This window comes from Methanobacteriaceae archaeon (assembly GCA_030656015.1).
In the GTDB taxonomy this organism is placed as follows: Archaea; Methanobacteriota; Methanobacteria; order Methanobacteriales; family Methanobacteriaceae; genus UBA349.
This window is the reverse complement of record JAUSNX010000001.1, coordinates 475,957-499,163: the sequence shown is the minus strand read 5'-3', so window position 1 is coordinate 499,163 and position 23,207 is coordinate 475,957. Positions and strand designations below refer to the sequence as shown.

Genomic DNA, 23,207 nt, shown 5'->3' with positions numbered 1-23,207 from the left:
TACTAAACCCACTTAATTTATAACATAAACAATTAAAATTCGTTCCTTTCAAAATAAACGTGATGATCTTTATGAAATTTAAAAAAGATAATTATATTCCTATTATCATAATTTTTATTATATTTTTCACAGGCTTTTTTTTAAGACTTGAATCTGTGGACCTTCCGGGGGTAAATGAAACTGAAAAAAGTCATTATATGGATAGCAATGGTCTTCCATACATGTATGAACTGGATTCGTACTATAACTTGCGCTTAACCCAGAATTTTATAAAAAATGGCCATATGGGAGATACTATAAAAAATAATGAAAGCTGGGATTCTTTTTCTTATTTTCCTCCTGGAAGACCTGCTGAATATCCTCCACTAATAGTCTGGTTGGCAGCGTTCTCTTATTTTGCGGTAAATTTATTTACCAGCATGCCTCTTAAGGATATTTCTTTTTGGATTCCTTTAATTATAGGTCCCTTAGCAGGTATTGTAGGATATGTTTTTGTCCGTAGATATGCAGGGGAATATGCCGGGTTTGTTACAGGAATTCTTGTTGTTACAGCCCCCATATATCTAATGAGGACATTACCAGGATACTTTGATACAGATATGTTCAATATTATACTTCCATTTTTGACCATACTATTTTTTTCAGTAGCAATTGAAACAGGAAATAAAACTAGAAGAATATTATTTGTTGGGTTATCTGCCATTTTCATGTTTTTATTTTCTCTAGCCTGGACTGGATGGTCTTATTTATTTTATATAATCCTTGCCACAAGCATAGTTTATATAATACTTTGTAAAATTAAAAAAATTAAAATTAAAACATTTGTGGAAGTATTTGCGATATTTTTTGTCGTTTCGACTGTTTTAATTGTTTTATATTCGGGTATAAATGGAATTATTGCCCTAATTCAATATCCACTTAATTTTCTGCCTTTTATTACCGGAACAGAAATTATGGGTGAATGGCCCAATATTTATGAATCTGTTGGTGAACTTCATAAGCCTAGTTTAGAGGAATTTGTATCTGGTGTGGGTATAATTAACCTGGGCCTGGGAATTTTTGGAATTTTTGCGATATTCAGTTTAATGTTACGCAACAATATGCGAAGCAAATATCTGCCTAAATTGAGCTGGTTTGGTTTTATTTTAATTTTTACATGGATATCAATAGCTTTAATTGCTTATTCATCTAGTATACGATTTGGAATGTTACTTATACCTCCTTTGGCAATTTTTTCAGGTTTATTGATTGGAATCGCAGTTCAATATATGAAAAATTCTCCGATTAGTATCTCTAATAATTATTTAAGAACTTTTTTATCAATTTCACTAATTTTAATAATATGTATTCCACCCATAGTGACTGCTGAAAAAAATTTATTGAGTAGAGTTTCAGTTGCTGATGATGATATGGCTAGTGCTGCTTTGTGGATTAATTCTAACACTTCTAATGATACTGTTATAATTACAAACTGGGGATACGGCCATTTTTTAAGCCAATATGCCAACCGGCCAGTTATATTTGACGGAGGATCTCAAAATACGCCCCGTGCATACTGGGTATTCAGGGCATTTACTACAAATAATGAAACATTATCAGCGGGTATAATGCGTATGCTTTCATCCAGTGGTTATGATTCGTATTTGTCCCTTCAAAATCACACTAAAAATACTTCTTTAACTGTAAAAATTATGAATAACATACTAGGAGTTTCAAAGGAGCAAGCTCGATATATTTTAATTTATGATTATAAAATTAACCATTATTTAGCAGAAAAAATATTAAATGATACTCATCCTTCAAATCCTCGCCCTTTTGTTATTTTCACTGATGATGATATGATCTATGGGGGATGGTGGACATTTGTATTTGGGAATTGGAATTTCAATACTGGCAAAAAAGATAATTATACTTATTCTAGAGGTTATAGTAATAATACTACTTCAGTTAAAAAATACGACAATGGTGCTGTATTAGATCTTGAAAATAAAAAAGCATATGTTAATGGGAGTTTGCCATACGCGTTTAGCATTGTAGATAAAAATAATATTAGCACTTTTAATTTAAATAATAAAAGTGATTTTTACATGATTTTTTTAATTGATGAAAAAATGGCGCTGATTATTGATAAAAAATATCAAAATTCGATGTTCACTAAATTACTTCTTAAACAGCCTACTACTCATTTTAAACCCATCTATAGACATAATTCTAGTGTGGTATGGAAAATAAATTAATTAAATATAAATTTTATAGTAAACTACTAATTAAATTATTACTAATTAATTTCTGAATAAATATATTAAATTACTTAATCCTTTTTCAAGTGTGTTAAAAATTAATCTAAAGAAGCAGCATCCATTTTATTTTAATATGGATTTTTTAAGGATACATTTTGCGATTTAAATGCATAAATTTTGTCTTAACTAAAATAAAAATCTATTTTTAAAAAAATATTTTAATTATAATTTATTAATTGTTGGGTCTCTAGCTAATCAATTACGATTCTTATGCCATCTGCTATAGTCTGGGAATATCAAAAACATAAACAACAACTACTAATTAATAAGAATAGCTTTGAACTAATCATTTCGTGTTGCTTAGTTTTTTCATCAATTAACATTTAAACTCCAATAAACTAATCTTATTATCCGTTGGTTGTCGTGTTCACGCCGGATCTGACTTCGTTTACATCTTTTCCGGCGTCTAAACCAGAAGTTTCTGAAAAGTAAGCTCTGTATATGACTAGTGCTGCGATTGCGATTACGATTACTCCACCGAATAATAATATGTATTCTGCGGCACCTTGTCCTGCTTCATCTTTTAAAAAAGACATAGAAATCCTCCTAAAAATGTTATTAATTTAAAATAAAAAAAAATATTGGAAGTTATAATTTGTTAATTGTTGAATCTCTAGCGTTATCAACCACGCTACTTATATTGCCGGCAATGGATGAAGAAATATCAAAAACATAGCCACCAACTATTAGTACAATAACTAGTATTGCTCCAATGAGTAAAATCATTTCTGCACTGATTTGCGCTTTTTCATCAATTAACATTTAAACTCCAATAAACTAATCTTATTATCCGTTGGTTGTTGTGTTCACGCCGGATCTGACTTCGTTTACATCTGTTGCAGCGTCTAGACCGGATGTTTCTCCGAAGTAAGCTCTGTATATTACTAGTGCTGCGATTGCGATTACGATTACTCCACCGAATAATAATATGTATTCTGCGGCACCTTGTCCTGCTTCATCTTTTAAAAAATTCATATGGTACACCTCCAGTTATATATTATAATATCTTATCAAATCTGGTATATAAATATTTAGATATTCAGATTTTTTAAGACCTAAATCTATAATTATTATGTCCTCACTTATACTTTACCTTTTTTTAAAATGTTGTGCAGATTATCACAAAGTATTATCATAATGAATCATAAAATATAATATCATGCCTAAAAAATATGAAGTTCAAAAACTAATTCTTCAGGCATTAAAAAATGGGGATCTTTCAAGAATAGACCTTTTAAATAGCATTAGAAAAGAATCGGGATTATCCATATCTGACAAAACCCTTAATGAATCTTTAATTTATTTATTAAGACAAAATAAAGTGGGTGTGGTTGGTTATGATCTTAAAATTTATGATGGTTTGAATAGGGTTCAATCTATGAAAGCAGATGGTATTATTTTTACCCGTTTTAAAAACGATTCTTTTGAAATCGGTATTTTAATTAGTAAATTAGAGTCTGAAGACATTGAAAATGTGAGAAATGCAATACATAGATTAAAAATCATATTTAAGAATAAAATAAGTTATTTAGAAGATATTAATCTTGATGGGGATTCTGATGCTACATTTAATAAAATTATGCACTATATAAACATTCAAGATGATAATCAGAAAAGAGTTATGACTCAAAAATTTGCACTTGCTTTAAGTGATGAAAAAGATTCTACTGAGACTTTAAGACAATTAATCGCTATTTTCGGAATTAAATAGTTAGATATGCTTCTTAATATAACCTAAGTTTCTTAGAATAGTTGGTAATGTTGTCCATATTTCAAAATCTCATTTATCAAAAAAATATGAATATATTTGAAAAATGAAGTTTCATTACTTTATATTGGTACTATAATTGATAAAATACTGTATCTATAACAGTATAGTTTATTATTTAGAATAATTATATTTATTATATTAATTAATTCAATATATAAAAAGTTAATAAATAGCTTAATTAATTCGCATTTAAATGTTGAGATGACTATTAATTAAGTTGAGAGTTTGACTGAAGTAAACTAATTTAATTTATAATTATTATATTAACTTAACAACAGGGATAATATGAAATTAGGAGGCATCAGATGATTTATTTGCTGATAACTTTGGCAGGAGTGGTTTTTTTATTTTTGGGACTCATTGGGATGTATTTCGGTTTCCAGACACCACCAAACATTCTTTCGTTTTTAGCAGGTCTTATTAGTTTTGTTTTAGGTTTAATGGCAGTTATACTCTTCGCAGGCAAAATTGACTTGAGTTCTTTAAAAAGATCAGTCCCAGTGGCTGATGAAACATCTGAAGTTAAAAGTACTATGACTAAGAGAAGTTTTGAAAATGTTAGGCCTGATAAAAAACCAGTTAAACCTGCAAAGATTGCACCTAAAATAACCCCTAAAAAAGCAGTAGCTGCTACTGAAACTTCAAAGCCAAAAGTTTCTAAATCCCCTGAAGATACTAATGTTAAAAAAACAAAAGTAGATCATCCTATAAAACCTGCAAGAAAACCAAGAAAGTTTTTAAAATTGCCTAAAAAAGGAAAAAAGGATTCTAATAAGTTAAAAGAAACTAGTAAAGAAACTAGTTCAGAGGCTATTTCTAAAATTCCATCAACTGAACCAAGGGGAAATCCTATGAATAGGCCACCAAAGGCACCAATGAAACCATCTAAAAAGTCAAATGGCACTAAATCTAAGGATAATATGGTTCAACCTTCGGAATCTAATTTGACAAAAACAATTAAACCCTCAAAGCAAAAGCCTGTTAAACCAAAATCTAAACATGTAACGCCAGCAAAACCATTTGTAACGGCTGACAAAGATGATAAACATTATGTTAAGGACCGTTTAAATAAGCTGAAGCAGGAATATATTGAGAATGTAGATGATGTAGAAGATCTTATAGAAGAGAGATTAGATTCATTTAGGGGTGCAATTAATCAAATAAGATCAGAATCAAAGGAACCCAGTATAATCTGGTCTTTTGATGCTTCAGATGTTCAGGAAGCAATGAAGGATACTATATTACAAGCAGATACTAAAGTAATTATGATGTATCCTTGGATAAGAAATATAGATGTGGGTATTCTTAAAAAATTCATGGATACTAAAAGTAGAATGATTATTCAAGAGGCAGGACTTGATGATGATGCTTCTGTAGAACTGATTAAAGTGCTTTTAGATAATAATGTTCAAATTAGAACAATGCCTCATATACACACCGTAGCGGTTGTTTCAGATGATAAACATGGTTTAATTATTTCCACGGATCCTATATATGACAGTTTTGAAGTTGGAGTTATTTACAAAGACGAGAAATCTATTCTTGAGATTGAGAAGTTGTTTGAAGAAGCCTGGAGTTTATCCAAAGATATCGTGCTGGGGAATTAATAATGGATCTAAGATGGATGGGGCATTCTGCATTCGAGTTAATCACTGAAGAAAATTTAAAAATTTTAATAGATCCTTTTATTAGCAATAATCCTTCTTGTAGTGTACCTGTGGAAGAGATAGAAGCGGACTTAATTTGCATTACTCATGGCCATGCAGATCACTTTGGAGATGCTCTGGAAATTGCGAATCGTACTGGTGCTTTAGTAATTGCCAATCATGAAATATCTATTTTCTTTTCCAGACAAGGCTTTGAAACTCAGGGCATGAACATTGGTGGTTCTTCTCATTTCCATAATATTAAAATTACCATGGTTGATGCCATACATTCGGCAGATATTGATTTTATGGAAGAAATTACGCCAGGGGGAAAGGCTTGTGGATTTATTTTTGAGCTGGAAAATGGCCGTAAAATCTATCATGCAGGTGATACTTCTTTATTCGGTGATTTAAAATTGGTTGTAGGTGATTTTTACAAACCAGATGTGGCTTTAATCCCGATTGGGGATCGATATACTATGGGCCTAAAAGATGCTTCAACTGCGGTGAAATGGATTTCTCCTAAAATAGTTATTCCCATGCACTACAACACATTTCCGGTAATAGAACAAGATCCTGAAGACTTTATGGATTTAGTTAAAAATAAAATTCCTAATGTCGAGGTAATTATTCTAAATCCCGGTGATATCTACACCGAATGATAAAATTTAATCCATATTAATAGTTATTAATGCCTAAAACTAATCAATTTAATAATTATATTATTTAATTAACTATAATAAAGATTATTTAAAATATTAAATATTATCTAATATCTTAATAATGATTTAAAAGAGTGATAAAATGGTGAATTTTTTTACGAAATTTTTTTCTAAGCTATTCAGAAGGAATCAAAAGCTTAAAATAGGTCTTTACGGCCATCCAAATTCTGGAAAAACAACTTTGGCCAATACCATGTCTGAAGATTGGTTGGGCAAGCCATTAGGTTTGATATCTAACATTCCTCACGAAACCCGAACTGTTTACAAACAGGAAAAGGTTTCTATAAAGCAGGATGGCTATGAACTGGACTTTGATATTATTGATACTCCTGGAATCGCCACCAAAGTAGATTACAAGAATTTCCTTGAATTTGGTCTTAACGAGGTTGAAGCAAAAGAAAGGGCAAAAGAAGCTACAAAAGGCATAATCGAGGCTATTAAATGGCTTGATGATGTCACTGGAGTTTTACTGGTTATGGATGCTACTAAGGATCCTCTGACTCAGGCTAATATCACTATTATTGGAAATTTAGAGGCTAGAAAGATACCATTTGTAATAGTTGCCAATAAAACAGATCTTCCTGAATCATCGCCAGATAGAATAATTTCAGTATTCCCACAGCATACTGTAGTTCCTATTTCAGCATTGCAGGGAGAGAATACTGGTGAGTTATATATGGCAATGATAAGAAAATTTAAATGATTATTTCGATTATAAACGGCTAATTGAATTTCAATAAAGAATTAGTGGGGTTTTAAAATGGAAGGATTAAAAATGGAATTTTTATCATCTGATGCTCTGGAGGGAAGCACCAGTATGGAAAAAATTTCCATGATAATAAATAGGGTTAAATCTGGAGAGATATTAGTTATAGAAGGAGGACTTACTCCTTCTGAAGAAGCAGAACTTATTGAAACTACAATGAGAGAGATTGACATTGAAAATTTTGTTGGAATTGATATTCACACCTTAGAAAGGAACGAAAAATCCTTTTTTGGTTTTTCAAAGAAGAAAACCATAGGTCTGACTATAATTGGCCCAGCAAATGTAATGAGATCTGTCAAGAAAAAATCTAATTTCCTTTCCATGATAGCAGAACTTGGTGATTCTGGTGCATCAGTGCATTAAGTGTGGAGCTATAGTAAAATCATCTGAAGAAATTCTAAAGGGTTGCCCTAAATGTGGTAGTACTTATTTCAAGTTCAAAAGCGAGGGTAAAGAAAAAGAAGTAGAAAAACCAGAGGCAGTAAAAGGTGAATCCATTGAAACCATAATGGTTAAACAGCATGGTATTTATGAAGTAAACTTAACTCCGCTTTTAGAAGATGATTCCATTATAGTTTCTGATGAAGAAGGAAAATATGTTATAGATCTTAATTTCCTATTAAAAAAGAAAATAAAGGAACAGAAAACAAAAGAGATGTAAAAAGAGATATAAATCTTTTATTTTTATATTTATTTCTATACTTCTGAATTCTTTTTGATATGTGATACTAATTTTCTGCTACTTATTTTTAATTTAGGTTTTTGAATAGATACGAATATTTTTAAAATAATCAAATATTCTATCCCCTATTACCTTTATTATTTACAATATCACATTTTCCAGAGGGTAAAACTCTTACAATATCATCTAAGGTCATAATTTTATCTTTATCTATTCTTTTTAAGATTTCCCGGGATATGGCTTCTTTTTTGGTGTAACCTGGTTTTATGACTACATAATTATCCGTATGTTTTTTCAGAGATTCTACTGGCCCGGCCATTATTCTGGGGCCTAAGTAGTCAACAATACCTACAGCAATGCTTACTGTAGCACCTCTAACATAATTTCGACTGCCTCTAATTATAAATGCACCTTTAGATACGAATTCTCCGGATTGGGGAGTTTTTGAAACTTGGTCGGGATGCACCCAATAAACATCATATGAACTAAATCCTTTGGACCAGGCACTGGAAAATGATGCAGCAAAAATAGCCGCTTCTTGAATAGTACTTTCAGGTATTTTAGATGATTCATCACTTGAAATATTAGTAATTTCTGATGTATCGGCCTCAGATTCTTCGGGCTTAATGCCTTCATTCTTTATGATTACGGATGGAGCCCCATGAATATCGGTGTGCATATAGATGTCATTGTTTTCCATATGCTTTTTTACAGCTATTTCATTAGTATTAGCATCTCTGCCACCAATAACTAAAAATCCATCAGAAGATAGGAACCATCTTAACTTTTCAAACCACTTTAGATCCTTTTTGACTCGTTTTTGAGGAACCAAAACTCTTTCCAAAGCTATTTCTTTTTTCTGTTCTACTCTATCTAATTCTTTTTTAGTTCTTTCAATAGCAATTAAAACCCCTTTTATTTTTCGTTTCGCTTTTTTTCCTTTTTCATAATAAACTTCAGCATTATCTGGGATCGGGTTTTTACTATCAATTAATATTCTTTCATCTTCAATATTTAAAAGAAGATTTCCCAGTTTATCAAGAGATTCAACCATCTTAACTTCTTCTAAACCCTTTTTGCGTGCGGATTTAAAAGTTTTTGAAATTTCCATCCAGGAATATTTCTCCCGAGCTTTATGAATAACATTTAAAATTTCTTCTATCTCAGAGTAGTGAGCATAAAGCAGATCTCCTTTTTTGGTAGAGTCAATAATGGTTTGTTTAAAATTTTCTAAGGTATCTTCTTGAATTTTTAATCTTTTAGCGTATTTATTAACTTCCTTTCCCCAAATACTTTCTTGAACTCCTTTTATGTCTGAGCGTACTTTTTCACTGAAATATTCATCTGCAGCTTCATTATAAGTTTCAAAGTGCTGTTTATTTTTATCCTTGTAAATTTCCAATTCCAGAGGTAAAACGTCTTCCTTTCCATTGCTAACAATATTTGGAGAAAATTTATTTTCTAGCAATGGTTGGAAGACATCTTCAATAATATCAAAGAGTTTTTGAAGTTCTTCGGGTGAAATATCCGAGGTTAGGGTATTTTTATCCATTCCTGATCTCAGCACAATTTCCTGTGCATAAATACCACCTAAACCACTTCTGGCCAGTGTCCTTACTAGGTCGCTGTCTGATTTTAAGAAGATCTCTTCCAGTTCTTGCCTTTCAAATTTGAGGGGGTTTATTCCCCTGCTGGGAGGATATTCGTACTCTTCTTTAGATCCTATTTTCCTTTCACTCCACATTTTCCTTTTAAGAGGTAAAATAATCTGCCGGTCTTGATTTAATAAAATAATGTTACCCTTATCAAATAATTCAATTACCAGTGTGTAATCCTCTTCTTTGGAGACTAATATTTCAACTACTCGATCAAAACGGTATTGGCGGATTTCTCTAACTGTTGCACCTTTTAAATATTTTCTAAGAAGCATAGGAAAAGATGGTGGTAACTTGGGGTTTTCAAGCGGATACTGTGACTTATGCATACGCACTCCAGCTTGGAAAACGACATCTACTCGCCCATGTCCAGTCACATGAAATCTAACAACAACCGTATCTTTAGTAGGTTGATAAGCTTTATCAACTCGTGAATCTTTTAATAAATCGTTTAATTCATGACAAATAGCGAATATGTCTACGTTGGACATGTTTTTCATAAAAACACCTTTAATTTTAATAGCAAATATATGGTAGTAAATTGTAATTTAATTATAATGACTTTTTTAGAGATTAGAATAATTTTTTTTTTTTTTGAAAATATTAATTTATAAATCCTCATTAATTATTATGGATGAATATTGATGGAATCATTTATGATAGAATCTGACAATTCAATCAGAAAAATATTTAACTTTTTAGATTTATTAATCCAATTAAGGATAGATAATTTATATAGTATTATAATCAATATGGCTCATATTGAATTTGTTTAATCGTTTGTTTTACTACCTTATAAATCGTAGATTTTTTAAGGGAGTATTTAACTAATAGATTATTAAACTTTTAAATTCTAGCTGTTTATATGCTATTGTTTAAGAGTATTAAAAGAATTTACTGGGGAAATAATCTTTTATTTCCTGAAATTATACTAAAAAAATTATAACTAAATTATGAAATCAGTTTTATTTAATTCTTGGAGGGCATTATTATGGATGTTGATGTTAAAATAGCAAGTATTCATACAGTTGCGGCTGTTGTTGCGGCTTATATTTCATTTATAGTTTCTAATGGTTCAATTGCAGTTTTAGGCAACAATCAAACTTTAGGAGCTCTTTTCGGCCTTGTAGTTTTAATTATTGTCGGAAAATTATGCGAAAAATTGTTGGGTAAAGAAGAAGTTGGGGGATTTAAAGGTTGGTTATGGAGTGGAATAGTTCCTTTCATCTTTATTTGGTTCGTAGCATGGACCATGCTTATTAATCTCTGATTTAATATTCTATATTAAATAATTAATTTTTTATTTTATTTATTTTATTTTCAATTTTTTTATAATTATTTTTAAAATATTAAATTGTGTTAAAATAGTTTTTTTAAAATATTGGGCTGATTTTTAAAATAAAAAAATAAATATTGTGTTTGGATTTTTTGTTAACTAAGGCGCTCCGTAAAATATCCATACAAAAACAAAAAATAGGGCAGATAGTAGTACCAAAGGTGCAATTATCCTGCTTACAGCCACAATAGAACTGATGGTTGAAACAAGTTCTGTAGAATTCGTAGGGCCCCAAATATTTAAATTCTTTATCCTTGCAGATTTACAGCCTACTGAAACTGGTTCTAAATCATCTAATGACTCCTTTGTGCATTGTATAATACATTCAAGGATTTCTTCTTTTTTCTTGGAACCAACAGGGTTGTGACCTCCGGCAAGTGTGTTTACTGAGTGAGTATCTGTGGTCATGACTTCTACTGAGTCGATTCCCAATTTTTTCACAGCTTCAATGATGGTTTTCCGGTATCCAATCACCATATTATTAGAATCTAACAAAATATAAGCCGTATTTTGATTTTCTACATTTACTACTAGAACCTTTATTCCACTCTGTCCAATACCATCTGCTTTAGAAAAATTATCCATAGGGTCATAAGAGCACCCTACTTTGATGCTGTCTCCTTTTGATTCACATTCTATTTTCTCTATAGCATCCATTAAATCGAAAACTTCTTTATTTCCTGGCAGAACTCGACCTGCTTCCCCTTTAAATGAATTATGACAATCAACTAGAATAGTATTTTCAGAATTACATCTGGTTTTTGCCAGGTTCATTAAAGATAAACCAACTCCAAAATCAATATCATCAAATCCCTTTGGTGCAAAAGTAGCTAATAACAGCAGATCATTTCCAAAAAATTGGGCACCAATTTTTGCATTATTTTCTGAGACTCTAATGAATTTACTGGCGTTTTCAGAATAAGAAATATCCTTCAAGGCATCTTTAATAGTTTTTTCCACTTTTTCTATTTCCTTAGCTGAAACAGGGTTAAAATCGTGGGTTGATGGCCCATGGGTTACCATGGTAAAATTATCAAAGCTCTCGGCAAGAGTGGTGGGCATATTACCTCCACCAATACTTCCTATTGGCCCTGGATGAACACAAGGGCTTAAAAATAGTGCTTTAATTCCTTTTGAAGTTTTAAAACTAACTATTCCCACCACAGTTTCTATAGGCTCACCTATATCTTCAAAAACTCCTTCTAAAGCCGAAGAACCTTCAGTAATATGGGATATAAACAAACTCAAAAGCTCTAATGCACCTACTCCCAAATTTTTTCTCATTGGGGATTCAACTACTAGTACAAAAGAATAAATGGCAATAACCAGAATGATAATTGCTATCAAACTTTTTAAAATAAGTCCCAAAACGCTAAAATATCCAATATTATCAAGACGAGTAGTTAAAAATACAACTACAATAAGCATACTAATAATTAGGAGCGGTTGGATAGCGGAAATTGCCACAGAGTTTTTAAAATTAATATTTGAAGTTCCCCATATAACTAGAGTTCGCACTGCAAAAACCATGGCACAACCGAATACTATAGCATTTAAAATGTAATTTGATTCGAAAAAGCTGGATAAACCACATCCAATTAAGTAAATAATCAAAATAATGGCCATAGAAAAGAGAGCTAGAAACATGGACTGTTTCATTTTCATTTTACGGCCTTTAAGGGAGTTAACCCACGGTTGAGTAATGGCTCCACTCATTATGGAACTTAAGCCGAATATTAAAACTCCTGCAGTTCCACCATATAATATATCTGTGCTGAAGCTTCCAGGGGTGGGATCAATAAAAAAACTAATAGAACCAACGATAAAACTTAGAAATACCATTGTAAATAGTGAAATTTTTGTTTGGGGCAGTGTCATGATGAATTTAGAGAGACCCATCACATTGTTTGTACTGGACATTTATTTAACCTCTTATTAAAACTAAAATTATAATAAAATCGTTATTATCAATAATTTTTTCTTTATTTAATTAGTAAATCTTATAATTATTATTATTATTATTTCTGAAACGTATATTAATTGAAATTATAAGTATATTTATTGATTTTCTTAATTAATATTTAAGATATTAAAAATTAATTGTTTAGTTAATTAAATTTTTTTATATAACTATTATTATTCTATACTTATTAAGATATACTTAATTAATTCTTATATTTGATTTATTTCAAATTTAAGTGGGAAATTAACTTTATTCAGCTAATTAATATTAATTGATGGAATTAAGCTAATTTAAATTAGTATATTTTTATTGTATTATTCAAGATAAATTTATTATAATAAATATTATAATAAGTAGTTAAAGCTATTATTATATCTTTTAATGATTAAAGATAGATTATACTTATCAACTTTAAATATTGTCAATTTTAACTTAATACCTTGGAGACTTATAAAATGGAAACTATACTTGATACTCCTTTATCTAAAGAAATAATAGATGATTTAAAAGCAGGTGATGTTGTTTATTTATCGGGAACTATTTTTACTGCCCGGGATAGAGCACATAATCGCATAATTCAAGTGGGTGCTCCTTATGATTTAGAGGGCTCTGTGATATTTCATGCAGGACCTATAATAAAAATGAATGATACCCTCGAAAAATCAGATAATGATTTAGATATGCCTAATGCTAAAATGATCGCGGTTGGCCCTACTACCAGTACCAGGATGAATCCTTTCCAATCTGAGGTTATTGATATGGGTGTAAAGGCCATAGTTGGAAAAGGTGGTATGGATGAAAATACTTCTAAGGCATTAATTCGAAATAAAGCGGTTTATTTAGCAGCAGTAGGTGGATGTGCTGCTCTTTATGTTAATGCCATAAAAAAAATAAAAAATGTTTTTTGGCTAGATCTGGGAGTTCCAGAGGCGATATGGGAACTAGAAGTGGAAAAATTTGGCCCGTTGGTAGTTGCTATGGATTCTAAAGGTACTAATTTATATGAAGAAATTAGAAAAAACATCTCTAATTCAAGAGAAAATATCCAAAATAAATGATTCAATAAGTCTTAAAGGATTCATTGACACGCATATCCATACTTCTCCAGATATTAAACCCCGCATACTAAATGACCTGGAGGTGGCCTATCAAGCAAAAGCGGAAGGTATGGATGCAATAGTTATAAAGTGCCATGTTGAATCAACTTCCGGAAGGGCCTTAATTGCCGAAAATTCAATTAATATCGATGTTTTCGGAGGGATATGTCTTAATAAAAGTTTAGGTGGCTTCAATCCGGACGCGGTTGATGTGGCTGCTCATATGGGTGGTAAATTCGTATGGTTTCCAACTATATCATTAATGGAAATGGTAAATGATTTAAAATATAATAATAATAATAATAATAATAATAATAATAATATTTCTTCTCCTTCAGAAAAATCTAATTTTAAAATTTTTAATCCAGATTGCAATGAATCAATAGAATCTATTTTAAATATAATTGCTCAAAACGATATGGTGCTGGGCACGGGCCATTTAAACCCCTTAGAAATACTTGAACTTATTGATGGTGCTAAATCATGTGGTGTGAAACGCATATTGATTAATCATCCGTTAACTGGGGTAGTTGGGGCTACTATGGAAGAACAAAAAGAAATGGCAAAATATGCTTTTTTAGAACATTGCTTTGTAGCATGTATGCCCTTGCATGATAATTTGAATCCAGATATTATTGCTGAGACAATTGATTATATAGGACCCAAAAAATGTATCCTGGCCACGGACTTTGGCCAAAAACATAACTTAACACCGACTATTGGATTTAAATTTTTTATTAAGTCTATGATGGATAGGGGGATTAGTGAAAAACATATAAATATTATGTGTTCCTTAAATCCTAGAGATTTAATATATTAATTAATATTATTTTAATCATATTATTAAGATAGATTATATAAATGATTATTAATCCAATAATTAAATTTATATAGGTTTTAAACATTTATTTAATTAAATTAAATTGTGTCTTGTATTTGTGGTAAGTGAAATCAATAAAATTTTATTAAAATATTTACTTCATACAATGTTTACAAAAAAATCTATTATCAACCTACTATCAAAATTTATATAAGTTTAATAGATGAATGATTAATAAATTAAATAAATTAAAATTAGGATTTAATTATTATTAATTGAATTAAGTTCAAACTATTTAATTCATTAATGTTTTTAAAAAATAGTAAATATAAATAAAAAATTATTTCAAGTGGTTATTATGACTGATGATAAAGCTGCTCAAAAGGCGGAAAAAGAATTAAAAAAGAGAATAAGGCAGTTTAAGAAATTGTTAAAATCTGAGGAAGAAAAAACAAAATTCTATGATGAGATTTGTGGCTCTGAAGTATTAGTTAGAATGGAGTTGTTTTTACCTTCTGCCAATCCAGACAAGTTTGTAGATGGAGTATTCATTTATATGGATGATTCTGGCAAAATTGTGGATGCTGAATACTACTTCAAAGAAGGAGATGAAGGTGCCATAACTCGTTTAACTGATAAAGATTTGAAAGTTGTAGGGGATCTATTCCAGGATGAATTTTCACTGGAAATAGAATAATTCTATAATTTTTATTTATTTTATTATAAATTAATTATTAGTAATCTAATGATTAAATCGTTACTTAACTTCCTTTTTTCCTAAGGGATTTATTTTTATAAATCTGCTAATGAATAATAAATCTGTGCCTTACAAAGTTTAATTTTTAGATTATTAAGTTATTTTTTTCATTTTTAAAGATTTATCTTATTTTAATTAATATTTTGATTCAAAACTCAGAAAGAAATTTTTTTTATAAGTAAATATTTTTTTAATTAATATTTAAATTAATTATAGAATTGTAAATAAATGGTAATGGATTGCGGTTTAAATTGGGCATAATTATTTAATAGTTATTATGTAATGTTACCTTGTAGATTAGATAGAACTTTGAATAAATTTTTTAATATAATTATATGGCTTTAAAATTGAAATAAAGTAATTATAAAGAAATAATCAATATAAAAATATAAAGAATTAAAACAGGATTTTAATATTAAAACTTTGATACAACTTTAAATAATAATGTTTTAGTTTATTATGTGAATAATCAAATTTGCCACAATTATATATTCTAGAAAAACCAAATATTTTAGCATAATTAATAAAGAGGAATCAGAATTTAGCTTTTTCTCTTAATCATCGTTTTTAATAATTTCAAATAACTTGGAGGATACAAAAAATGCGTAGTTTTGAAAAACTAACTTCCTTAAAAGATTATATCCCTCTTAAAAGGAAGGAGGCTGACGAAAAAAATGTGGGATTGCTTGTCGATGGCCCAAACATGTTAAGAAAAGAATTCAGCCTTAATTTAGATTTAGTAAGGGGAATAATGGCCGAATATGGGAATATGAGGGTGGGTAAGGTTCTTTTAAATCAATATGCTTCTGATAAACTGATAGAAGCAATTGTAAATCAAGGATTTACTCCTATTGTTGTGGCCGGAGATACTGATGTTTATATGGCTGTAGAAGCTATGGAATTAATTTATAACCCTAATATTGATGTTATTGCACTTATGACTCGTGATGCTGATTTTTTACCAATAATTAATAAGGCCAAAGAAAATGGAAAAGATACTATTGTTATAGGGGCAGAACCTGGATTTAGTGCGGCACTTCAAAATTCAGCTGATGATGCTATCATATTAAAAGCTGAAAATGGAAAAGACAAAAATAGTCGCCACAATGAACCAAAAGAGACTATTTAAAGACAATTCTAATCATAATTAATCTTTAAATAAATATCCGTTAATCCATAATGATTTAGAATAATAGAGATGAATTATCTTTATTTGTTGTTTTTGTAGATATTAACCTTAAATTATATTTTTATTTAATTGATTTTTCCATGATTTTTTTATTTATTAATTAAAGATTAATGTAATATCAAATCGTGTTTCTTAAAAATAATTCTCTATAATAATAATAATAATAATAATAATAATAATAATCAATATTTAACCAAAGATTAATAATTTATAATCCAATGAGGTTTCATTTATGATTGTTGAGACTAATATTCATGAAGTTAAAAAGAGAGAGAATTCTCTACTAATAATTAAAAAAATTATACAATCTGATGGTCGAAACCAGATATATGATCTAACTGGACTTTCCGGAGGATTTTTACTTAATGATGAAGATCTAAAACTTTTAGAAACTTATGTGGGACCTGCAATATTTGAAGATCAACTGCTTCAAATGGGGAAAAAACATCTCGGTGGAGAAAAGATTTTAGGTCTTAATAGAACAAGTTCTGGTATATTGGCCACAATATTAGCTCTTGTAAGACCTGAAAGTTATGTAGTTCATTATTTACCAAAATTACCATCTCATCCATCAATTCCTCGTAGTTGTGAACTGGTAGGTGCTAATTACATTGAATTTGACAATTTAGAAAACTTTTTCATACCCGATGACACTTCTTTAATTGTTATAACTGGATCAACCATGGATCATCAGATTATTGACGTAGAAGAATTTAAGGAGATAATCAATAAGGCTAAATCTCATTCAAAGTCTTCAGATGGTGGAGTCCCAGTACTGGTTGATGATGCTTCTGGAGCTAGATTAAGAACTGTAATTTTTAATCAGCCCACTGCCATTGAATTAGGTGCAGATCTGGTAGTTACCAGTACAGACAAGCTTATGGATGGCCCTCGCGGAGGTTTGATGTCTGGAAGTGAAGATTTAATGAATGAAATTAAATCTAAAGCACATCAATTTGGCTTAGAAGCTCAACCTCCTCTGGTGGCAGGCATGGTAAGGGCCTTAGAAAGTTTTAACCCTGAAAATCTTTTAAACTCATTAGAAAAAAAACATGAGCTTAATAAATCTTTAAATTCTAAATTCAAAGGTTTTGAAGAGACACCTACTGGTGTTATGTTATCTCCTGATGTTTTAAAATTACAAATTGAGGAAAAAGGTATCAAAACTTCTTTATCTGCTTCAGATATCTCATTTGTATGGGCCATGATTTTACTTAAAGATCATGGTATTTTAACTATTCCTGCGGTAGGAATGCCTGGAGCATCACCCACTGTGAGGTTTGATTTAGCTGCTAAGGATGCTAAAATTTTAGATTTAGATGAATTAACTGATTTAATTTTAAATTCGCTAAATTTGCTTTTAAATGTGCTTGATGACTCTGAGAAATGTAGAAATATAATTTTTAACTAAAATATAATCTGTTTAATGATAAAATTTAATTTTTAAATAGTTTAGTTAAAAACTAATATTTTCATTTTTTTATTTCATACTATATTTTATTCATGAATCTGCTTAGAGGAGTTAAATATGATTGAGATTGATGGTTCTTTGGGGGAAGGTGGGGGTTCTATAGTTAGAATTTCTACTGCATTATCTGCTCTAACCTCAAAGCCAATTCATATTTTTAATATCCGTGCTAAACGCACTAAAATGGGACTGGCCGCCCAACATCTAAATTCGGTTAAATCTGTGGCCCAAATTTCCAATGCTTCTATTGATGGCTTGCATTTGGGTTCATCTGAATTTGAGTTTCATCCGGGTGAATTAAAAAGTGGAAATTTTCAGTTGAACGTTAAAACTGCGGGCAGTATAGGATTAATATTACAATCTTTCATGATTATAGCTCCTTTTGCTTCTAAGTCTTCTAAAATTCAGATTACTGGTGGAACTGACATTCGATGGGCTCCATCAATAGATTATATTAAAAATGTTACTTTACCAGTATTGGAAAAAATGGGATATGCTGCCAATATAGATTTCATAAAAAGAGGCCACTATCCTAAAGGTGGAGGAGAAGTAAAAGCTGAAATTTTCCCATTAAAAAAGCTTAATCCCATAAATCTATTAAAATCAGAAATAGATTCAATTAAAGGTATTTCTCACGCTTCAAATCTTCCTATTCACGTTGCTGAACGACAAGCATCTTCTGCAGAAAAAATTCTTAAAAAAACAGGTTATGATATTGATATTGAAATAGAACATTCTTCTAATAATTCTGGTCAAGGTTCCGGCATAGTTTTATGGGCACAGGGAAATACGAGATTAGGTGGTAGTTCCATAGGAAAATTAGGTAAACCTGCAGAGACTGTGGGGGAAGAAGCTGCAAATGAATTATTGAACTCTCTTAAAACTAAATCTGCTCTTGATGAGCACATGGGTGATCAAATCATCCCTTACATGGCTATGGCCGGAAAATCTGAGGTAGAAATATCTAATTTGACAATGCATACCCTAACTAATTTAAATGTAGTGCAAAAATTTCTCAGTGTCGAATTTGAAGTAAGCTGTAATGGGAATGCTCTGGACTTTCAGGACTTAGAAAAGAAATTTGAAGTTTCAGGGCAGGTTATTATTAAATCCAAATAATTACAAAAATCATCAGGATAAACTAATGATAATTAATATAATAAAAACAGATATAATAAAAATAATAGTGAAAAAATTAAAAAATAAAAAATAATTTTGCTTTTTTAAGTTTTTTAAAATTTAAGTTTTTTTTAAAGCTTTATCAGAGACTATTTTTTTAAATGTGAAGACATTCACCAGATATTACTTTACGAAGATTACCATTGTCTAATTCTAAAATAAGTGCTCCTTCATTTGTTATACCAACAGCTTCTCCCCTAACTATTTTTCCCAGCTGTTTTCGAACTTCAACACGGCTTCCTATAGTTTTAGACATTCTTCGCCATTCACCAAGTATTTCTGGGAAATTACCTTCTTTAAATTCGTTGTAAGTATCTTCAAATATTTTTAAAAATTCTTGAACTAATTCTGGACCCATAATATCTTCATTTAATTCTTTCTTAAGAGACGTTGCACTTTTTTGAACATCTGATGGAAAATTTTCAGTATTCACATTAGCATCAATTCCAATTCCCACAACCACGTAATCAATTGTGCTGAATTTAGCATTTGCCTCGGTTAATATTCCACAAACCTTTTTAGAACCAATTAATATATCATTGGGCCATTTAATTCCCACATCAAGCCCAAATTTATTTTTTATAGCTTTAGCTACTGCCACTCCAGTCATAAGAGTTAATTGAGGGGCCTCTGATGGGGGAATTTGGGGGCGTAGTATTATTGACATCCAGACTCCTCCAGCGGGTGATATCCACTGTTTACCTCTGCGACCTCTTCCACGAGTTTGGGTTTCTGCAATTATTATTGTACCTTCTGGGGCACCTTCTTCAGCCATTTTTTTAGCTACATTATTGGTTGAGTCAATTTCGCTAAAATAATGAATATTCTGACCGATATAATCTGTTTCAAGGCCTCTTTTTACTTCATAGGGCAAAATGAGGTTTGGTGATTCAACTAATTGTATTCCTACTTCCGGTGACGAATTAAAGTCATATCCCTTTTCTTTCAAAGATTCAATGTTTTCTTTTAATTCTTTTGTATTGATATTAAGTAGAGAAGTAATTTCTTCAAGTAAAACATATTTTCCATCATTTGCATATAAAATTTCTAATATTTGCTCCTGCATGTTAAAACCCCTTTTATAACCATATGATTATTTTAAGTCTGATTTAATTCATTTTACCGAAATTGACTTTAATTAATAATTTTAATTCAATATCTAAATTAATTCAACATAATATTTTTAAAAAATGTAAGGGATTATTTTTGCTTCTGCTGGGATTGAGCAGTACTCCTATAATTTTCCACAGCTGCGGTTATGGCAGCAACTTTTTTATTTGGCAAGAAAGTGGATTTTAAACGGTTAACTCTTTCTTTGTCCTCTAGAACTATTTTTTCCATCTCTTCCATGATTCCTTTACGGTGTTCATCGACAAAATGGGTGTTAAGTTTTCCTGCTCTAAAATCAGGGCTTCTCATCATGGCTTTATGGAAAGGAATGGTTGTTTTGACTCCTAAAATTACATATTCGCTTAGGGCCCTTTCCATACGATTAATAGCTTCGTTACGTGTTCTACCCCATACAATAAGTTTAGAAATCATGGAATCATAGAACGTGGGTATGGAATAATTCATGTATACTCCACTATCTACCCGCACACCAATACCTCCTGGAGATCTATATCCTGTTATTTTACCAGGATTAGGAGCAAATTCGGCCAGAGGATCTTCAGCATTTATACGACATTCTAAGGCATGTCCCATCACGGAAATATCTTCTTGTGCACAACAGATTTCTTTACCAGATGCAATTTTTATTTGCTCTTTAACCAGATCAATTCCAGTTACTATTTCAGTAATGGGGTGTTCTACCTGGATTCTAGTATTCATTTCCAGGAAATAAAAGTCGCCATTGGAGTATAAAAATTCAACGGTCCCAGCATTAGTATAATTAATTGATTCAGCTGCTTTAACCGCAGCAGCACCCATTCTTTCCCTTAATTCATCGGTCATTATGGGGGATGGTGACTCTTCAATTAATTTTTGATGTCTGCGCTGGATAGAACATTCCCTATCTGCTACATGGATAGTGTTTCCGTGTTCATCGGCCATAACCTGGAATTCAATGTGACGTGGTTCTTCCAGGTATTTTTCTATGAATACTGTAGAATCTCCAAAGGCCGAGGCGGCCACAGATTGGGTGGATTCAATAGCTCTTATGAGTTCATCTCTTTCATAGACTGTCCTCATTCCAATACCTCCACCACCAGCAGAAGCTTTTACAATTATGGGATAGCCTATTGATTCAGCTATATCCACTGCTTCTTCAATGGTTGAAATTCCCTTATCAGTTCCGGGAATTACGGGGACACCAGCTTTTCTCATTAACTTTTTAGAAGTAATTTTATCTCCCATTGATTCAATAACCGAACCGGATGGACCTATGAGTTTTATTCCGTGTTTTTCACATTCTTTCCCCAATTTGGAATTTTCGGCCAGAAAACCATAACCTGGATGTATAGCATCGGCACCACATTTTTCAGCAACATCTATAATTTTATCTATGTTTAAATAACTTTGGGAAGGGGTTGATTCACCTATTGAATAAGCTTCATCAGCATATTTGGCAAAAAGAGAATTTTTATCAGCATCAGAGTAAACTGCAACACTTTTAACGCCCAACTCTCTGCAGGCACGCATTACTCGTATTGCTATTTCACCACGATTGGCAATTAGAACTTTGTTAAACATGGCATAGCTCCTTATTTTTGTAAATTACTTATACTCAAACAATTTCTTTATATTAATTATTTTATTCAATTAATTCTTCAATTATATAATATCAAAATTATAATATCTATTTTTTTATTTAACATTTTTACTTATAATTATTATATATGTCAATATAATTAAAATATTAGATGGAAATTATAATTTTCAATATTTTAAATTATCTGATTTAAAAGAGAATTTAAATAATTATTGAACCCAAATCAGAAATATGCTTTTATTATGATTGATAAGTTAATTTTACTAAAATAAATAAATAAATAGATACAATGAAAACTAATTTTAAGCCCATAAAAAAACAAAGACATTTAGAAATGGCTTTAGAATCAATTTCTGGCCACCCTAAACCCAAAATAGAATTGGAGCAATATCACACACCTTCTATAATTGCTTCTGATGTTTTGTGGAATGCTTATAATTTAGGAGATATTGAAGATAAAAATGTAATTGATTTAGGTTGTGGAACTGGAATTTTTGCTTTAGGGTCTGCTATGTTGGGTGCTGAATGTGCTTGTGGGATAGATATTGATCTTGATGCGTTGATTATGGCCCGCGAAACCTCTGAAAAACTGGGTTTAAATGAGAAGATAAATTTTATTGAAATGGATATTAATAATATATCTTCTGAAAAAATAAAGTTTATGGATACTTGTATTCAAAATCCACCCTTCGGATCTCAACTAAAAGTAAAAAAGGGAGCAGATAGAATATTTATGGAAAAGGCCATCCACCTAGCCAATGTAGTATATTCTTTTCACATGGCGGAAACCGAAGATTTTGTGGAAAATTATTTTTCAAATTTAGGTGGTAAAATAACTCAAAAGTTTTATTACACGTTTTCAATTCCTCGAACTTATTCTTTCCATAAACAAGAGGCTAAAAAAATAGAAGTGATTGTAGTAAGAGTTGAAAGAATTAATAAGTAACTTTAGGTTCTTATAATTTTCACAAATGATTCCTTAAGGAGCATATGATTTTATTTTTCAATATTAAAAGTTTTTAAAGGGAACTCCAAACAGAAGGTTTATATACTTAATTAACCAACCTTTACTAACCTACATTCTTAGTGTGAAATATCAATATGCAGTTTGAAACTGCTCAATATTATATTTTGAAAATATGATAT

General features: G+C 30.6%; 22 protein-coding genes. 15 read left to right on the top strand and 7 right to left on the bottom strand.

From position 1 onward, the window contains the following. Positions 1-71: 71 nt before the first annotated feature. A complete protein-coding gene (locus tag Q7I96_02565) occupies positions 72-2,237 on the top strand; it encodes an STT3 domain-containing protein (protein ID MDO9626496.1) in 2,166 nt (721 codons plus the stop codon). A gap of 410 nt (positions 2,238-2,647) precedes the next feature. On the opposite strand, the gene Q7I96_02560 is transcribed toward Q7I96_02565, so the two are convergent. Genes Q7I96_02560 through Q7I96_02550 form a run of 3 tightly spaced genes read right to left on the bottom strand, consistent with a single transcriptional unit; the run spans position 2,648 to position 3,275 of the window. Continuing rightward, on the bottom strand, positions 2,648-2,836 hold the full coding sequence (locus Q7I96_02560; GenBank protein ID MDO9626495.1) for a class III signal peptide-containing protein: 189 nt from the start codon (positions 2,834-2,836) through the stop codon (positions 2,648-2,650). A 52-nt stretch (positions 2,837-2,888) separates the two neighbouring features. Then, positions 2,889-3,062 (bottom strand): class III signal peptide-containing protein, encoded by a 174-nt coding sequence (locus Q7I96_02555; protein MDO9626494.1) that lies wholly within the window; start codon positions 3,060-3,062, stop codon positions 2,889-2,891. Between the two features lie 24 nt (positions 3,063-3,086). Then, positions 3,087-3,275 carry a class III signal peptide-containing protein gene (locus Q7I96_02550; GenBank protein MDO9626493.1) on the bottom strand — a complete coding sequence of 63 codons (189 nt, stop codon included), beginning with the start codon at positions 3,273-3,275 and terminating at the stop codon, positions 3,087-3,089. Positions 3,276-3,459: 184 nt separating this feature from the next. Between Q7I96_02550 and Q7I96_02545 the strand changes: the two genes are divergently transcribed. The 6 genes from Q7I96_02545 to Q7I96_02520 all read left to right on the top strand — a co-directional run bounded on the left by Q7I96_02545 (position 3,460) and on the right by Q7I96_02520 (position 7,866). Continuing rightward, positions 3,460-4,011, top strand: coding sequence for a hypothetical protein (locus tag Q7I96_02545; protein MDO9626492.1), 552 nt, complete (start codon positions 3,460-3,462; stop codon positions 4,009-4,011). A 365-nt stretch (positions 4,012-4,376) separates the two neighbouring features. After that, on the top strand, positions 4,377-5,678 hold the full coding sequence (locus Q7I96_02540) for a hypothetical protein (GenBank protein ID MDO9626491.1): 1,302 nt from the start codon (positions 4,377-4,379) through the stop codon (positions 5,676-5,678). A 2-nt stretch (positions 5,679-5,680) separates the two neighbouring features. After that, on the top strand, positions 5,681-6,379 hold the full coding sequence (locus Q7I96_02535) for a metal-dependent hydrolase (GenBank protein ID MDO9626490.1): 699 nt from the start codon (positions 5,681-5,683) through the stop codon (positions 6,377-6,379). 142 nt (positions 6,380-6,521) lie between these two features. Next, positions 6,522-7,142, top strand: a complete 621-nt coding sequence (locus Q7I96_02530; GenBank protein ID MDO9626489.1) for an Era-like GTP-binding protein — start codon at positions 6,522-6,524, stop codon at positions 7,140-7,142. A gap of 57 nt (positions 7,143-7,199) precedes the next feature. Further along, positions 7,200-7,568: a DUF2073 domain-containing protein gene (locus Q7I96_02525; protein ID MDO9626488.1), complete on the top strand. Its 369-nt coding sequence runs from the start codon at positions 7,200-7,202 to the stop codon at positions 7,566-7,568. Continuing rightward, a complete protein-coding gene (locus Q7I96_02520) occupies positions 7,552-7,866 on the top strand; it encodes a Zn-ribbon containing protein (protein MDO9626487.1) in 315 nt (104 codons plus the stop codon). The genes Q7I96_02525 and Q7I96_02520 overlap by 17 nt, the downstream gene beginning before the upstream one ends. Before the next feature lie 139 nt (positions 7,867-8,005). Here the strand turns inward: Q7I96_02520 and rqcH are convergent, their stop codons facing one another. Further along, positions 8,006-10,042, bottom strand: a complete 2,037-nt coding sequence (gene rqcH, locus Q7I96_02515; GenBank protein ID MDO9626486.1) for a ribosome rescue protein RqcH — start codon at positions 10,040-10,042, stop codon at positions 8,006-8,008. A gap of 476 nt (positions 10,043-10,518) precedes the next feature. On the opposite strand from rqcH, the gene Q7I96_02510 reads away from it, so the two are divergent. After that, on the top strand, positions 10,519-10,812 hold the full coding sequence (locus Q7I96_02510) for a hypothetical protein (GenBank protein ID MDO9626485.1): 294 nt from the start codon (positions 10,519-10,521) through the stop codon (positions 10,810-10,812). 165 nt (positions 10,813-10,977) lie between these two features. On the opposite strand, the gene Q7I96_02505 is transcribed toward Q7I96_02510, so the two are convergent. Beyond that, positions 10,978-12,798 carry a DUF2070 family protein gene (locus tag Q7I96_02505; protein MDO9626484.1) on the bottom strand — a complete coding sequence of 607 codons (1,821 nt, stop codon included), beginning with the start codon at positions 12,796-12,798 and terminating at the stop codon, positions 10,978-10,980. A 498-nt stretch (positions 12,799-13,296) separates the two neighbouring features. Here Q7I96_02505 and Q7I96_02500 point away from each other — a divergent pair, with 498 nt between their 5' ends. The 6 genes from Q7I96_02500 (at position 13,297) to rtcA (ending at position 19,291) form a co-directional block, all read left to right on the top strand. Continuing rightward, positions 13,297-13,899, top strand: coding sequence for a FumA C-terminus/TtdB family hydratase beta subunit (locus Q7I96_02500; GenBank protein MDO9626483.1), 603 nt, complete (start codon positions 13,297-13,299; stop codon positions 13,897-13,899). Then, a complete protein-coding gene (locus Q7I96_02495) occupies positions 13,844-14,758 on the top strand; it encodes a DUF6282 family protein (GenBank protein MDO9626482.1) in 915 nt (304 codons plus the stop codon). Before Q7I96_02500 ends, Q7I96_02495 begins: the two co-directional genes overlap by 56 nt. Positions 14,759-15,116: 358 nt before the next feature. Beyond that, a complete protein-coding gene (locus Q7I96_02490; protein MDO9626481.1) occupies positions 15,117-15,455 on the top strand; it encodes a hypothetical protein in 339 nt (112 codons plus the stop codon). A 661-nt stretch (positions 15,456-16,116) separates the two neighbouring features. Further along, complete coding sequence (locus tag Q7I96_02485) at positions 16,117-16,644, top strand: TIGR00288 family NYN domain-containing protein (protein ID MDO9626480.1); 528 nt, start codon at positions 16,117-16,119, stop codon at positions 16,642-16,644. Between the two features lie 292 nt (positions 16,645-16,936). Continuing rightward, positions 16,937-18,115: a TIGR03576 family pyridoxal phosphate-dependent enzyme gene (locus tag Q7I96_02480; protein ID MDO9626479.1), complete on the top strand. Its 1,179-nt coding sequence runs from the start codon at positions 16,937-16,939 to the stop codon at positions 18,113-18,115. 117 nt (positions 18,116-18,232) lie between these two features. Next, complete coding sequence (rtcA, locus tag Q7I96_02475) at positions 18,233-19,291, top strand: RNA 3'-terminal phosphate cyclase (protein ID MDO9626478.1); 1,059 nt, start codon at positions 18,233-18,235, stop codon at positions 19,289-19,291. A gap of 157 nt (positions 19,292-19,448) precedes the next feature. On the opposite strand, the gene Q7I96_02470 is transcribed toward rtcA, so the two are convergent. Together Q7I96_02470 and Q7I96_02465 are read right to left on the bottom strand one after the other, a co-directional pair. Beyond that, entirely contained in the window at positions 19,449-20,417 is a 969-nt protein-coding gene (locus Q7I96_02470) for a biotin--[acetyl-CoA-carboxylase] ligase (GenBank protein ID MDO9626477.1), read from the bottom strand. Between the two features lie 134 nt (positions 20,418-20,551). Continuing rightward, a complete protein-coding gene (locus Q7I96_02465; protein ID MDO9626476.1) occupies positions 20,552-22,042 on the bottom strand; it encodes an acetyl-CoA carboxylase biotin carboxylase subunit in 1,491 nt (496 codons plus the stop codon). Positions 22,043-22,350: 308 nt separating this feature from the next. Here Q7I96_02465 and Q7I96_02460 point away from each other — a divergent pair, with 308 nt between their 5' ends. Next, positions 22,351-23,007 carry an METTL5 family protein gene (locus tag Q7I96_02460; GenBank protein MDO9626475.1) on the top strand — a complete coding sequence of 219 codons (657 nt, stop codon included), beginning with the start codon at positions 22,351-22,353 and terminating at the stop codon, positions 23,005-23,007. The last annotated feature ends 200 nt before the right edge of the window (positions 23,008-23,207 follow it).

Coding starts and splice junctions, on each gene's coding strand:
- Q7I96_02460 (MDO9626475.1), top strand. CDS start 22,351: ATGAAAACTAATTTTAAGCCCATAAAAAAACAAAGACATTTAGAAATG.
- Q7I96_02485 (MDO9626480.1), top strand. CDS start 16,117: ATGCGTAGTTTTGAAAAACTAACTTCCTTAAAAGATTATATCCCTCTT.
- Q7I96_02560 (MDO9626495.1), bottom strand. CDS start 2,836: ATGTCTTTTTTAAAAGATGAAGCAGGACAAGGTGCCGCAGAATACATA.
- rqcH (MDO9626486.1), bottom strand. CDS start 10,042: ATGAAAAACATGTCCAACGTAGACATATTCGCTATTTGTCATGAATTA.
- Q7I96_02495 (MDO9626482.1), top strand. CDS start 13,844: ATGAAGAAATTAGAAAAAACATCTCTAATTCAAGAGAAAATATCCAAA.
- Q7I96_02535 (MDO9626490.1), top strand. CDS start 5,681: ATGGATCTAAGATGGATGGGGCATTCTGCATTCGAGTTAATCACTGAA.
- Q7I96_02525 (MDO9626488.1), top strand. CDS start 7,200: ATGGAAGGATTAAAAATGGAATTTTTATCATCTGATGCTCTGGAGGGA.
- Q7I96_02545 (MDO9626492.1), top strand. CDS start 3,460: ATGCCTAAAAAATATGAAGTTCAAAAACTAATTCTTCAGGCATTAAAA.
- Q7I96_02565 (MDO9626496.1), top strand. CDS start 72: ATGAAATTTAAAAAAGATAATTATATTCCTATTATCATAATTTTTATT.
- Q7I96_02490 (MDO9626481.1), top strand. CDS start 15,117: ATGACTGATGATAAAGCTGCTCAAAAGGCGGAAAAAGAATTAAAAAAG.
- Q7I96_02550 (MDO9626493.1), bottom strand. CDS start 3,275: ATGAATTTTTTAAAAGATGAAGCAGGACAAGGTGCCGCAGAATACATA.
- Q7I96_02505 (MDO9626484.1), bottom strand. CDS start 12,798: ATGTCCAGTACAAACAATGTGATGGGTCTCTCTAAATTCATCATGACA.
- Q7I96_02555 (MDO9626494.1), bottom strand. CDS start 3,062: ATGTTAATTGATGAAAAAGCGCAAATCAGTGCAGAAATGATTTTACTC.
- Q7I96_02500 (MDO9626483.1), top strand. CDS start 13,297: ATGGAAACTATACTTGATACTCCTTTATCTAAAGAAATAATAGATGAT.
- Q7I96_02540 (MDO9626491.1), top strand. CDS start 4,377: ATGATTTATTTGCTGATAACTTTGGCAGGAGTGGTTTTTTTATTTTTG.
- Q7I96_02530 (MDO9626489.1), top strand. CDS start 6,522: ATGGTGAATTTTTTTACGAAATTTTTTTCTAAGCTATTCAGAAGGAAT.
- Q7I96_02480 (MDO9626479.1), top strand. CDS start 16,937: ATGATTGTTGAGACTAATATTCATGAAGTTAAAAAGAGAGAGAATTCT.
- Q7I96_02465 (MDO9626476.1), bottom strand. CDS start 22,042: ATGTTTAACAAAGTTCTAATTGCCAATCGTGGTGAAATAGCAATACGA.
- Q7I96_02470 (MDO9626477.1), bottom strand. CDS start 20,417: ATGCAGGAGCAAATATTAGAAATTTTATATGCAAATGATGGAAAATAT.
- rtcA (MDO9626478.1), top strand. CDS start 18,233: ATGATTGAGATTGATGGTTCTTTGGGGGAAGGTGGGGGTTCTATAGTT.